A 12,298-nucleotide genomic window follows, 5' to 3' on the forward strand; every position below is an offset into this window, starting at 1 on the left:
TGTTATGAAAGACTATCAGTTAACCTGGCTTGAACAGCGGGTGCATACCGAAACGACGGCGGTGCTGGTGCCCTTTTACAATGAAGCTGGCGATAAAACGCACTTTGCCGAGCGACTTGCATATTTTGATGCGCTGGCAGCGCGCTACCCTGAACTCGATATCATCCTGATTGATGATGGTTCTACCGACCAACCTTTTTCGGCCAGTACCGAGCAGCTGACCCATCTTAGTCTTAGCCGGGTGACGCCAAATGGCCAAAAGATCGGGGCTCTTTACACCCTGATCAAAGCTTTGCCCCATAAGTACATCATTTTCACCGACTTTGATACAGAGCTTCAGGGTTTGGATAATCTGCCTGAAGTACATCGTAAACTGGCAGCAGATCCCACCTCTATGGGATGCTATTTCAGCATGCGCCCCACGGCGGGCAACACACCCGCAGTGCAGTTTCAGATGCTGGAATATGCTCTGGAACGAGCCAGCTATCAGTTCAGTAAAAATGAAGGCAGCGTACCTATCATGCCGGGCGCTGGGTGTTTGTATAAGCGACCTGTCATTGCTGATTTATTATCTCGTCATAGCGGGCTGCGCAGCGGTGAAGACAGAGAAACCTGTTTGCTGGGCCTGGAACTGGGTTATACCGTGTTTTATGCGCCTGAAATAGAGGCACTAACGCACCCTCCGCAAACCTTCAGTGCGCTGCTGCAACAACGCCGTCGCTGGTCGCAGGGGTTTGTTGAGGTGGCACTGCATAAGGCCGAGTTTTATCGAGCCCAGATGGCAGACAAAACCATTCTGGGCCTGCGCCATCGTATTGACATGATCTCTGTCAGCATCTTTCTTTTGATGCCTTTGATTTTGCTGAGTGCATTTTTGTTCAGCACGGCGGTTGGTGTTGCTCTGGTGCTGGCCTGGACAGCGCTGGGATTTGTTGAAACCTTCTGGCTGTATAGTAAGGCGAGCAGTGAGTTTCGGACTATTCCTCACCATAAGCTCAAACTCTGCCTGATCCCATTTGCCAGGGTGATGCTGGAAGTACCGACCTGGTGGCGGGTGATAGGGCGCGTTTGTTTAAACAAATTACAAGGTAAAGGAGCCTGTGCATGAGTAATCCCTTATCAGTCCGGGCAGGCAACCCTTATATTGCTGGTAATTATAGTCGGGTACACAGTCTGGGCATGGACTGTCGACCCAGACACCTGACCCGTCAACTGGGTTTAGGGTGTCGGCGTGGCCCATTCGACTGGATCGGCGGGCGCTCTGTTGCTGATCTCGACAGAGCATTGCAAACGCGCTGCAAAGAAGTGCTGTTGCTGGAAAACTTAACGCCCTATGAGCCCGACTGCAAAGAATATCGCAAGTATGCCGACCCCTCGGCTGGATATTTATCGGCCCACGATTTTGCGCTGGAAAACCACGATTTGGCTCGGGAGTATCCGATCTTTCGTGAGAAATTTGATGGGATCTGCGAGCGCTTTTTTACCGAGCTGGCAAGCCTTGACAGTGTATTGTTTTTCCTGAGTGTAGCCATGGAAGAGCATGCCGACTGGCAATTCGAAACGCCCGACGAAATCTTGTCTAACACACTGGCTTTAAAAGCAACGCTTGAGCAGGTGTGTCCAAACGCAAAAGTGGGCCTGCTGGTGGCAACCTTTCACGATGAGCTTTCTGAACACAGCCGTCCCGGATTGGCATTTACCCGCAAGTACACTTTTGACAATGATGAACCCTGGATGGAAGGGCGTGAACTCCAGCACTGGAGTGATATGTTAGTGGGTGTCAACGGATTTTCCGGACTCAGCGCTGTCAAGGAGTCGGCATGAACCTTGTCACAGTGGCTGATATGGTCGCCCAGATCCTCAAACAACCGGCTCAGGTACAGGCTTTAGCGGGCGATGACTGGACATTAAGCTATGGTGAGTTGCGAGAACTGGTTGCCTGCTGCCTTGCTCAGCTCAAGACATTTGAAGTTCAACCGAATGAGTGTGTGGCCATCTATGGGGATGATCCTCGGTTAAGTACGGCAGGTGTGTTGAGTGCGCTACTGATGGGATGTCCTTTTGTGTGCCTGGATACCCGTTTCCCGGTGGCTCGCAAGCAGCATATGCTGGCACGTAGTCAGGTGCGGGTATTATTTTACAGTCAGAATGACCCTCAATTGGGTGTCGCGGGTTGCAAAATTGCCCTGTCTTGCAATCAGGCACCTGCTGCGCTCTGTGTGCATACACCCTCAGCAGACACTATAAATAACGAAAAACAGCATGTTGCTTATCATGTGTACACTTCCGGCAGTACTGGACTGCCCAAAGGCATTAGCATTTCGCGCCACAGCCTGGCTCAGCAGATCCAGGCCGCACGGCAACAATATCAGCTCACACCGGATAATCGTGCGTTGTGTATTTTATCCAGTGCGACCGACGCGTTTTTACAGCAGCTGCTGATGTTTCTCTCTGCCGGTGCCTGTGTGTACTTTACACAGCGTACAGTCCTTGACCCGGCAGAGTTTGCGGCTGTATGTATCTCACACAATATCACCCATATTGACGTACCACCTAGCCTGCTGGCAACTTTTCTGGCCGATCCCCGGGCGCAAGACTGGTTTTCGGACATGGCACTCAGCACGGTGATTCTTGGCGGAGAGGAGTTCAGCCACAATATAGTGCGCCACTGGGAGCGGCTAAACCTGTTTGAACGCGTGGCGCTTTATAACGAATATGGTCCGTCTGAGGCCACAGTGACATCCTGTTTGCACCGCGTTACTCGTCAGGACCTGCAACGGCAAAGAGTACCCATTGGCCGTCCGTCGGCAGGCAGTATCTTGTTGATCGTTGACGCTCAGAATCGGCCAGCCAAAGAAGGGGAATTGTTAATTGGGGGAGAGGGCCTGGCTTTAGAGTACCTGGCTGAGCCACAAAAAACGGCCGATAAGTTTATAACGATGCAGCGGTTAGGCCGTACGCAGCGCTTCTATCGAAGTGGCGATTTGGTCAAGCGGGACGAACAAGGGCTTATCACTTATCTGGGTCGCCAAGACAATCAAGTGAACTTACTGGGACATCGGATAGAGCTTGAAGGTATCGAAGCGGTACTGGATCAATATCCTGGCGTACAGAGTTCAGCGGTACTGGCTGTTGGTAGTGAACTGATAGCCTTTGTTGCCGGAGCGCTTAATGGCACACACACACCTAAGCTACGCAAGGCGTTGCGCCACTCTTTGCCTGACTATATGCTGCCGGCACGGTTCTACTATTACTCTCAGCTGCCAACCACCGCCATTGGTAAAATTGATAAGCAGGCTTTACAGCGGACCGCTCAGCACCGGTATGCGCAAGCTTCCAAGGTCGCATCTGTGTCTGAACTCATTGCACACAGTCTAAATATACCGCGTGCCGAGCTTGCCATGTTTAAAGGGTACAAGGAACAGGGAGGCGATTCACTCAAAGCGTTGGCATTGCAGCTGCGTGCCAAACAACACGGCTGGACCTTGTCTTTGTCTCAATTGCTAAATGATACGCCACTGGCTCAGTTAGAACACAATGAACATACCAACAAACTGCTTTTCTCACCTGAGCTGCTCAATTACGCTTTGCCGAATAAATTGGCCATGATCTATGTTGAGCAGATCGCCCGCTGGCAAGTGTGCTCTGTATTGTTTACCCGCCAGCAGATCAGTAGTGTCAAGGTGCATCAGGTTGCGCGGATCTTACTGCGTAAGTATCCCACGCTGAGGCTGCGCTTTAATGTGAAAGAGATGACACAGTCTATCAGTAAAGGGGCTTTACACCTGACCGGTGTGCTTGACGTGACCAGTTTTGATGACTTTAAACGACAGGCCTGCGATGCATTTAAGTCCCGTCTCGCGGAATCTTCTTTGCACGAACAGTTAGTGACCATTGCCAGCTATCGCAGTCGCTACGGTCATATTGTGGCTGTGGGAGTGAACCATCTGCTGGTCGACGATATCAGCCTTCAGGTGCTCAGTAATGATCTGGACAGCCTATTGCATGCGCCGCGACAGTTTGACAGACAACGAGACTGGGCGTTGCTGCATTGGCAGCAGCAGTGGCATTGTGCAGTAATGGCAGGCCGGTTTGATGAAGATCTTGTTTACTGGCGTCGCGCGCTCAGTGGCAAAGGGACTTTTTGTCAGGAAGCAGAGCGCAAACTCAGGCAGTTGGACAGGCTACAATCAGTCAGTAGCCAGACTAAACTAGGGGATCCGGAACAGATCGCTGCCCTGACGTCACGGCTTGCTCAGCAGGGTCAGTCTCTGCAGACTGTTCTTTGTGCGGCGCTGGCTCATAGTTACCGAGCGTGCACAGCAGAAAAGTCTATGGTGGTGGCGCTGGAAAACAACGGCAGACAACCTTTAAATGATCTGGAGCACGGAATCACCGTTGAAGTAGGTCAGGCTGTTGGCTGGTTTGCTCAAAGCGCCCCTTTGTTGCTACATAGCCGTGAATCTTTTGAAGCACAGTTAGAAACAACCTGCGCGGACTTACTTGCACCTCCCGTGGGCGGGCACAGTTATGGCTGGTTGAGTTTATTCAGTGAGGACCCGCCTTTTAAAGCACTTGTTCAAACTCAGGCACCAAGAATTTCGCTGGCTTTTGCCAGTCATATTGAACTGCCTGAGCAGCAATTGTTTGCTCAGCCAAGGCTTGGCTTGAGTGCAACCGATTGGCTCAAAGACGAAGACGTTTTTTCCTTTGGGCAACTCTATCACTGGTTGCAGATCCGATTTGTGCGTGAGCAAGAAGGCGGTTTGATGGTAGAATTAAAAAGTGATGCCGGTATTGTAAGTCAGTGTTGGCTTGACGCGCTCTCAGCGCATTTGGTCAAGGCCTTTAAGCAATTGAGCTTTGGATAACCCTTATTTGCCAGAGCTGAACGCTTTGATTTATTGCTTAAAATTAGGGTCATCGCTTAAATAGCATGTTATGGTCTAAGCTGGTAAGTGTTGTGTGAGGGGAATATGCGCTTGTTTCGCCATTGTTTTAGCATTTTGCTGGCCACTATCGTGTGCCTGACGCCATATATAGCCTTTGCACAATCCTGCGATCAAACGGTCACTGTCAGTGCCAGCGACAACTGGCCACCATACTCTTATCGAGTGGGTGAGCAGTATCACGGCCTGGACATTGAGATACTGGAGCTGGTACTGAACAATGCCAATTTATGTTGGCGCTATGTGACTTTTCCCTCTTCAAGCCGGGCCTTTGAGGAATTTAGAAAAGGCAAAGTCGATGTGATTTTTGCAGCCAGCTTCACACAGGAGCGACGCAAGTTTTCAGAGTTTAGTGTGCCGTACCGGGATGAAGTCATGCAATTGTTTCGCCACGCGGATAACCCCCTGAGCCCGCAACATGCATTTGCGCCAACCCTGCACTTTTTGACTAAGTCGCTTGTGGCTGTGAATCGTGGCAGTGTTTACGGCGAAGCATTTTCTCGCGTTGCCCAGCAGTGTCCGGATTGTGTGGTTGACATCAACTTAGCGACAGAGCGTTTTGATTTGCTGGTGCGAAAGCGTGTTGATTATGCAGTGGAAGATTTGTTCACCGGCATTTACCTGATCAACCGTGAGCCCTATAACGCACATGTCAGAGCAAGTCGTTTAACCGTACATAAAAACCCGGTACATTACATGATCCGTCCGGGTCTGTTCAGCGAAAAGCGGCTACAGCAGTTCAACCTGGCCATCGAACGCAATCAGGCTGCCATCGATGAACTGATTGATCTGCATTTCCAGCGTTTGTTATCTGGCTCTGTGCAAGCTAAGCCATAAATGCTTTGTGCGCAGGTCGGCGCATAAGGTATTCATACTCGTCTTCATCATAGGTCTTGAAGCCCAGAGAAAGGTACAAACGACGCGCCGGGTTGTGTTTGAGTACTGTCAGGATAAAGGGATTATTGGGGTATTGCTCAAATAAGTACTTGAGTGTGCTGCGGCCAAGCCCTTGCTTCTGGAATTCAGGCGCAATTTGTAGTTGCATGATGTCCACCTGTTCATTTACCAGCCTAAATTTGAGTGTCCCGACCACCATCTTATCAATGATCAGCAAATGGGAGCAGGCATAATCTTCTTCCAGCCGACACAAGTGTGCCTCGTCACTGAGGAAAATGCCTGCCTGCTCAAGATGCTCTACCATGGTTTGCAGGCGAAGCTGTAACAGAAAAGGTTTGTCGGCATTGCTGGCTTGCTTTAATTCTATCTCCATATTCCCTCACTATTGTCTGGTCTGTCGCTCAGAGCTTGTTTGCACCTCGCCGGCCGCACTTCGTCGCCCTGAAACTCAAGATGGGAAATTGATAGTGCTATTGCTTATCTAATCCCAATGCTTTTCGGGTTGCAAGGGGAAATTGTTCAAAGAAACAAAACTTTAATGAACCTGAAAATCGGGCGTTGAGGCATTCATAACAAATGGTCTGCAGTGCAATACGCAGCTCATCAGCGACTATATTTTGTGCTTTGTAGTTGAATGTCTGGGTGTAAAACCGTACCATAATTGCAAATGATAACGATTAGTATAAATATGAGTTTTATTGAAATTATTCCTCTATGGCTGTCTGCACTGAGTTTATATCTCGGCAGTGAACGGCAAACCCTGATTTCCAGAGCATGGCCCAAGCCGTTGGCTGGGTTTAGTGCGCTCTCTTTGTTTATTCTCGGGATCGTAACATTCAGTTTTGATTACCCCTGGGTATCGTCAATGCTGGCGGCTTTGGTGGTGTTTATGCTGAGTTTGTTTACGGTTACCATCAGCTCGGGTTACTCGAAAGCACGCACCTTCTCAATAACCGCGGCGTTGTGCCTGGTGAGTTTACTTTTCGGAGGGGCAAGTTATGTGGCCTAGAACATTAATTGGATTGTTCATCGGTTTATTTTTGTCAGTCTCTTTGGTACTGAACTTAAACTTATTGCTTCCTTTTGCTGAAGGAACCAGGCTGCTGATTGGTTTGATTTTGGCATTTCCCATTTGGGCGGGCTGCATCGTATGGGCATATGCTTATCCATCAGCGTGGAAATCTTTTAAGGCGCTCATGCTTATGTTTGTGCCGTCCGTCATACTTAATACAACTCTGATGATGCTAAGGTAGGCAATGACGATGAATAATCAGACGTTAAAATCACTCACGAATGCACATGCCTGGGTTGGGCTTATCATTTCCACTGTCCTGTTTGTGATCTTTTTTGCAGGCGCAATCTCGTTGTTTAAGGCCAATATCACCAGCTGGGAACGCACCCCTTTGTTGATCGATGTCAAGGCCGCAACAGGCACGCCAGCGTTCGACAAAGCGTTGGCAACCATCGAAGAGCAATACCAAGTGGAAATGCATGGCGGCTTTTTCATCTTTCCCCCGGACGAACACAATCCTTATATCGAAATTGGTTTTGAAAGCGAGTTAGCACAGCCGGATCCAGTGACCGGCGAAGATCATGAACATCACACGTTGTTGTTTGACGCAACCTCGGGAGAGCTGGTCGGGGACAGTCATGAATATAACTACGCCGAGTTCGTCTATTTGCTTCATTACAACCTTGGGCTGGACCGCCCGGGTTTGTACTTTGTGGGCTTAGTGACCTTGTTTTTCTTTGTCGCGATACTCAGCGGTATTGTGATTCATTGGCGGAAGTTGTTCAGTAAGTTCTTTCAATACCGTAAAGACGGCAAAAAAGACAAATGGCTGGATGCGCACAACCTCATTGGCACTATGGGTTTGCCGATGCATATTATGTACGCCTTTACTGGTTTGGTATTCAACCTGGTGATTATTTATCAGATCTCTTATGCCGTGATTTTGTATCAGGGTAATCAGGATGCTTTACTTGATGCCGCCGGATTCGACCAGCCTCACCTGGAAGAAGTAGATAAGCGCATGGCCATGACAGGCGTAGACGATATGTACCGGCGCGCGATGGCCACTATGGGCGATGTAACACTAGAGCGCATAAGCATAGAGCACTATGGTGATGAGAGTGCCATTTTGGTATTTGCGGCAACCAGCAATGACGACTTTTCTCTTTGGCGCGAAGTGCGCTATCTGATGAGTAGTCAGGAGCAAATTTACCTGACGATGGACAATTACGACAATGCAGTACGTGGTGGCTTATCAACCATTGCGAGTTTGCATTTTGGTGATTTTGCCGGCTATGGCATGCGTATGGCCTTTTTCTTGTTTGGCCTGGCAACAGCGTATTTGATTATCACAGGTAATTTAATGTGGATCGACAAGCGTGCCAAGCAACGTAAGCAAAGTGCACGTAGTCTGAACTTTGTCAGACGTCTAACCTCTGGTGGTTTTATCGGGGTTGTTTTGGCGACGGCAGTAGGCTTTGTTTTGGCGAGAGTATTACCTGTAGAGCAGCTTGGCAGAGCGGACTTAATTGAACGCAGCTTTTACGCCGTGTGGATCGCCAGCATCGTCATCGCTCAACTGTTTGCCAATCAAAAGTTATTCTGTAAAGGGCTACTCGGTATATGTGCTGCATTGTTTGCTCTGGTCGCAGTTGCAGACTGGACCTTGATGTATGGTGTTTCCAGCCAGCTTGAAGGGAGTGTGTTACGCGACGTTTTACTGGTAGATGCTATCTTACTGTTATTGTCTGCAATCTGTGTTGGGGCTATGAAACGGGTTTATGCAGGCGAGAAACAGGTGGCACCCACAGACGTGGAGCCCATCGCCTCCCAGGCATAACTCACAAAGAAAGGCGCTGTCACAGCGCCTTTTTTGTGCCTAAAAGGTAGCCTTGCTGTCGTCATCATCACAAGACATCGTACGCAGCTTTATTTAGAGACAGCTAACAGGGCAGGTATCAGGACCTAGCGGGTTCTTTCTGCGTTGACTGTCTAATTGTATTTCCAGCGTGTCAGAGAGCTTAACGTTTAAAGAAGCCGAATGTGTGGTGTAGCCCAGTGAATTACCAGAGACTGAAATACGGACTGACTGCCCACTGATGATGTGTCGAATCGCATCTTTTGCCTTTACGCCTAAATCTTCACCGCCATAGAAAAACTCACCGCTCGGGATCGCTTTATCCAGAGAGAAAATAGTCCGAGAGCCAGTTAGTTTATCACTGTTAATGGCACCATAAACCATGCTAGATAGCTTTGACTCAACGAAGTTATCTATCAGGTTCGACAAGCCTGGAATGCTGATCCCTAAAAAGCGGGTTTCAAAATCAATATTCAGGTTCACCGGGTTAACTCTGATGTTGCTAACTTCACCACTATAAGGGTTGTAGTCTGCTGTTGCCCAGATTTCAGGAGAATTGATTTTGCCATAGGCCTTGAAAATAAAGGATGGAGTGTTTTTTAACGTAATTTTTGCCGTAGAGCTAATACCTATGCCACCTGCCTTAGCTAAAATACGGCTGCCAGATTCACGTAACTCAAATACCAAAGGCCCGTTGAGATTGGTGTTTACGTAGTCCAGGTCAAAGCTGCCATTGAGGTTAGCGTCGATACTCTGATACACCTTCTGGCGGATATCCGTTTCGAGTGCTTGCCTGCGATAAGAGGTCTTTGTCAGTACTGATTTTACGTGATTGTTTCTGTCCAGTGCACAGCCCTGATAGCCTTTGTAAGAGACAGACGCGGTAACCCGGGTAACATAATCGTCCCGATGGTGTTGCTCAAATAAACTGTAGAAATCACACTCACCAATATTATTGTTGATTGCGGCTGAAGCCATACCAGGCAAAAAACTAGTGCCTAAAACGGCTGCCAGTGTCAGTGCTTTTACTTTTGTACTCATCTTTCATTTCCTTTGTATTTTAGTTTTGCGTAACAATTTATCTACTTATGTTTATAAACGTCAAAGGAATAAATATTAATTTTTAATTAAATGAGTTCTTGTCCATCTTTTTAAAGTAAAGGCATCGGAGTGGTTGTTCAGTCTAATTCTTCTTTGAGTAAGCGCAGCAGTGCTCTGAGCCCCGGATGTCGCTCTAAGTCACGGCAATAAAGGTAGTAGTCAACACTGGGTAATGCTTGCTTAATGGGTAAAAATTCAATCTGTTTATTGTCGTGCTGACTCAGTAATGAAGCTGGGTATGTTAACAAAGAGAACGACGACCGGCCTCTGTGAGGCTGGTTTACTGTGTAAGTACAATATAGTGAAAGTAAAAAAATGATGATGAATTTAAACTAATCGCCCTGAGGGTGCGTCAAACAGCCCATACCTTTTTATAATTGGAAACTGCTATGTTGAGTGTATTTTTGTTTGGTACGGTACTATTAACTGCTGAAAGCTCTTCGATAAGTGAAATCAACCATCTTCTGATGTATGTCGCAAAGACCCAATGCCGGTATGAACGTAATGGTACGCTGCACACCGGTGCAGAAGCTGTTGAACACATACAGAAAAAATACGAGTATTTCTCTGATGATATAGGGTCAGCAGAAGAATTCATTCAGTATGCTGCAACCAAAAGCAAGTTGTCGGGCAAGCACTATCAGGTGCATTGTGACGGGCAGCCGCCTTTAACAAGTAAAGACTGGTTATTGGATGAACTGTCCACGTATCGCTTGTCGACAAATCGCAGTGCACAAAAGTAAGCGCCTGCTGCACGAGTTATATGGGCTTGTAAACAAGGCTTGGGCGAAAGAATAGATACCCGTTGGTGGTACTTGTGCGATCGCTAAATGTTCTGTAAAAGAGGACTAAACAACAAAACACGGAATGACGCTAAATGGATTACCTCTATGCTGTTGTACTCTTTGCCATATCATCCTCAGTGACACCTGGACCCAATAATATTATGGTGATGACGTCAGGGGTAAACTTCGGGATTCAAAGAAGTTTGCCGCTGCTCAGTGGTATTTGTATAGGCTTTGCCTTTATGCTACTGCTGGTTGGCCTGGGTTTTTCGCGGCTTTTTGAGTGGTTTCCTGCGCTGCATATGATCATCAAATGTGCTGGTGTAATGTATCTGCTTTACCTTGCTTTGTTGATCGCTCGCTCTGCAGATACTCAGGGCGCCGAAAGTCAAAGCAAACCCCTGTCATTTCTAAAAGGCGCCTTGTTCCAATGGATCAATGGCAAAGCCTGGGTGGTCGCTACCGGCGCAGTTGCAGCATTTACAACGCTTGGAGCTGGCGTTGATAGTCAGACCGTGTTGATTGCTACGACCTTTCTGCTGGTCTCTTTCCCTTGTGTTGGTGTCTGGTTGTTGTTTGGCTCTATGCTTAAGAATTGGCTTAACAGTGCTGCCAGTCGAAAACGTTTCAACCTGACCATGGCTGCTCTATTAGTCATATCCATCTTGCCGGTGTTAAAAGAGATTGTGGAACAGCTGTCAGGGTTGGTAACTTCATAGAGATACAAAGCACTGTAAAGGGCATTTACACAGGAGTAATTATGACCCCGGTTTCAAAAAACAACGCAGAACACTATTTGTGGGGGGCGCAATGCGATGGCTGGCACCTGGTCAAGTCGACGGCACTCAGTGTGATACAGGAACGTGTACCGCCTGGTGGGGCAGAACGCCGACATTATCACAGTCATGCAGAGCAGTTTTTCTTTGTGTTAAGTGGCGTCGCTACGCTGGAAGTGGATGGTACTGTTCATACATTGCAGCCACAACAGGGGTTGCATGTGCCTGCCAGTATTGCTCATCAGCTAAGTAATACACACCATGAAGACCTCATATTTATCGTCACATCAACGCCGCCCAGTCATGGTGATCGGGTTGAACTTGCTCCAACACGCGATTGAATTAATTTATAAGTACAATAATAACGTAAGGATTACCCAAATGGTTACCTATCGACTCGCATTAGCGACAGAGGCTGATAACTTAAAAAAGCTATTGTGGCAACACGGCCAGAATGAATGGAACTACCTCACCGAAGCTGGCGTTAATGCCGAATTTGAGCTGCTCGAGCGCGGCGCAGCAAGTGCTATGGTGGCGGTACAGGATGATGAAATAGTCGGCTTTGCGGTGCTGATTGACGGCGCTCACAGCCCGGACTATCTGGACAAATATACCAGCCACAGAGCGATGCATTTTATTGGTGATGTGGTGGTTGCAAGTCAGCACAGCGGTAAAGGGGTTGCCACTACCTTGCTGCAAGCTTGTATCGCACAGGCAAAGCAGGCGGGTAGTGAAGTGGTCTTAATAGAGCGCCATGAAGAGAATCTGGCTTCTGCGGGTATGATGCGAAAAGCAGGGTTCCATATTGTTGATACGTTTTTTGACCCTGACAAACGCAGTGCCGGGTCACAAAAGAGCTGTATCCTTTCAAAAGCGTTATAACAACAAGCTTAACGAAAACTCAACGTAGTCAGGTAAAG

Annotated in this window: 13 protein-coding genes; 10 read left to right on the forward strand and 3 right to left on the reverse strand. The window is 48.1% G+C overall.

Going from position 1 to position 12,298, the window contains the following annotated elements:
• Window positions 1-4 precede the first annotated feature (4 nt).
• The 4 genes from ELR70_RS02845 (at window position 5) to ELR70_RS02860 (ending at window position 5,786) form a co-directional block, all read left to right on the forward strand.
• A complete protein-coding gene (locus ELR70_RS02845; protein ID WP_054016304.1) occupies window positions 5-1,108 on the forward strand; it encodes a glycosyltransferase family 2 protein in 1,104 nt (367 codons plus the stop codon).
• Entirely contained in the window at window positions 1,105-1,824 is a 720-nt protein-coding gene (locus tag ELR70_RS02850; RefSeq protein WP_054016303.1) for a DUF1796 family putative cysteine peptidase, read from the forward strand. Before ELR70_RS02845 ends, ELR70_RS02850 begins: the two co-directional genes overlap by 4 nt.
• Window positions 1,821-4,871 (forward strand): amino acid adenylation domain-containing protein, encoded by a 3,051-nt coding sequence (locus tag ELR70_RS02855; RefSeq protein ID WP_054016302.1) that lies wholly within the window; start codon window positions 1,821-1,823, stop codon window positions 4,869-4,871. Before ELR70_RS02850 ends, ELR70_RS02855 begins: the two co-directional genes overlap by 4 nt.
• Window positions 4,872-4,976: 105 nt before the next feature.
• Window positions 4,977-5,786 carry a transporter substrate-binding domain-containing protein gene (locus tag ELR70_RS02860; RefSeq protein WP_054016301.1) on the forward strand — a complete coding sequence of 270 codons (810 nt, stop codon included), beginning with the start codon at window positions 4,977-4,979 and terminating at the stop codon, window positions 5,784-5,786.
• On the opposite strand, the gene ELR70_RS02865 is transcribed toward ELR70_RS02860, so the two are convergent.
• The gene (locus tag ELR70_RS02865; protein WP_054016300.1) at window positions 5,776-6,219 is read right to left on the reverse strand and encodes a GNAT family N-acetyltransferase; all 444 of its coding nucleotides are present in this window, start codon (window positions 6,217-6,219) and stop codon (window positions 5,776-5,778) included. The genes ELR70_RS02860 and ELR70_RS02865 overlap by 11 nt on opposite strands.
• Window positions 6,220-6,534: 315 nt before the next feature.
• Here ELR70_RS02865 and ELR70_RS02870 point away from each other — a divergent pair, with 315 nt between their 5' ends.
• Together ELR70_RS02870 and ELR70_RS02880 are read left to right on the forward strand one after the other, a co-directional pair.
• Window positions 6,535-6,855 carry a hypothetical protein gene (locus ELR70_RS02870; protein ID WP_054016299.1) on the forward strand — a complete coding sequence of 107 codons (321 nt, stop codon included), beginning with the start codon at window positions 6,535-6,537 and terminating at the stop codon, window positions 6,853-6,855.
• 247 nt (window positions 6,856-7,102) lie between these two features.
• Window positions 7,103-8,698, forward strand: coding sequence for a PepSY-associated TM helix domain-containing protein (locus tag ELR70_RS02880; RefSeq protein WP_235577119.1), 1,596 nt, complete (start codon window positions 7,103-7,105; stop codon window positions 8,696-8,698).
• A gap of 93 nt (window positions 8,699-8,791) precedes the next feature.
• On the opposite strand, the gene ELR70_RS02885 is transcribed toward ELR70_RS02880, so the two are convergent.
• Window positions 8,792-9,757, reverse strand: a complete 966-nt coding sequence (locus ELR70_RS02885) for a hypothetical protein (RefSeq protein ID WP_054016296.1) — start codon at window positions 9,755-9,757, stop codon at window positions 8,792-8,794.
• A gap of 137 nt (window positions 9,758-9,894) precedes the next feature.
• Window positions 9,895-10,065 (reverse strand): hypothetical protein, encoded by a 171-nt coding sequence (locus ELR70_RS24735; RefSeq protein WP_164881421.1) that lies wholly within the window; start codon window positions 10,063-10,065, stop codon window positions 9,895-9,897.
• Between the two features lie 141 nt (window positions 10,066-10,206).
• On the opposite strand from ELR70_RS24735, the gene ELR70_RS02890 reads away from it, so the two are divergent.
• The 4 genes from ELR70_RS02890 to ELR70_RS02905 all read left to right on the forward strand — a co-directional run bounded on the left by ELR70_RS02890 (window position 10,207) and on the right by ELR70_RS02905 (window position 12,260).
• Entirely contained in the window at window positions 10,207-10,560 is a 354-nt protein-coding gene (locus ELR70_RS02890; protein WP_054016295.1) for a DUF5329 family protein, read from the forward strand.
• Between the two features lie 134 nt (window positions 10,561-10,694).
• The gene (locus ELR70_RS02895) at window positions 10,695-11,321 is read left to right on the forward strand and encodes a LysE family translocator (protein WP_054016294.1); all 627 of its coding nucleotides are present in this window, start codon (window positions 10,695-10,697) and stop codon (window positions 11,319-11,321) included.
• A 41-nt stretch (window positions 11,322-11,362) separates the two neighbouring features.
• Complete coding sequence (locus ELR70_RS02900) at window positions 11,363-11,719, forward strand: cupin domain-containing protein (protein WP_054016293.1); 357 nt, start codon at window positions 11,363-11,365, stop codon at window positions 11,717-11,719.
• 40 nt (window positions 11,720-11,759) lie between these two features.
• Entirely contained in the window at window positions 11,760-12,260 is a 501-nt protein-coding gene (locus tag ELR70_RS02905; protein ID WP_054016292.1) for a GNAT family N-acetyltransferase, read from the forward strand.
• Window positions 12,261-12,298: the final 38 nt, after the last annotated feature.

The sequence above is a fragment of the Pseudoalteromonas sp. R3 genome (genome assembly GCF_004014715.1).
Lineage (GTDB): Bacteria > Pseudomonadota > Gammaproteobacteria > Enterobacterales > Alteromonadaceae > Pseudoalteromonas.

Excerpts from the sequence above, each read along its gene's own strand:
- ELR70_RS02895 (WP_054016294.1), top strand. The coding sequence starts at position 10,695 with ATGGATTACCTCTATGCTGTTGTACTCTTTGCCATATCATCCTCAGTG.
- ELR70_RS02860 (WP_054016301.1), top strand. The coding sequence starts at position 4,977 with ATGCGCTTGTTTCGCCATTGTTTTAGCATTTTGCTGGCCACTATCGTG.
- ELR70_RS02890 (WP_054016295.1), top strand. The coding sequence starts at position 10,207 with ATGTTGAGTGTATTTTTGTTTGGTACGGTACTATTAACTGCTGAAAGC.
- ELR70_RS02870 (WP_054016299.1), top strand. The coding sequence starts at position 6,535 with ATGAGTTTTATTGAAATTATTCCTCTATGGCTGTCTGCACTGAGTTTA.
- ELR70_RS02845 (WP_054016304.1), top strand. The coding sequence starts at position 5 with ATGAAAGACTATCAGTTAACCTGGCTTGAACAGCGGGTGCATACCGAA.
- ELR70_RS02850 (WP_054016303.1), top strand. The coding sequence starts at position 1,105 with ATGAGTAATCCCTTATCAGTCCGGGCAGGCAACCCTTATATTGCTGGT.
- ELR70_RS02885 (WP_054016296.1), bottom strand. The coding sequence starts at position 9,757 with ATGAGTACAAAAGTAAAAGCACTGACACTGGCAGCCGTTTTAGGCACT.
- ELR70_RS02880 (WP_235577119.1), top strand. The coding sequence starts at position 7,103 with ATGACGATGAATAATCAGACGTTAAAATCACTCACGAATGCACATGCC.
- ELR70_RS02905 (WP_054016292.1), top strand. The coding sequence starts at position 11,760 with ATGGTTACCTATCGACTCGCATTAGCGACAGAGGCTGATAACTTAAAA.
- ELR70_RS02865 (WP_054016300.1), bottom strand. The coding sequence starts at position 6,219 with ATGGAGATAGAATTAAAGCAAGCCAGCAATGCCGACAAACCTTTTCTG.
- ELR70_RS02855 (WP_054016302.1), top strand. The coding sequence starts at position 1,821 with ATGAACCTTGTCACAGTGGCTGATATGGTCGCCCAGATCCTCAAACAA.
- ELR70_RS02900 (WP_054016293.1), top strand. The coding sequence starts at position 11,363 with ATGACCCCGGTTTCAAAAAACAACGCAGAACACTATTTGTGGGGGGCG.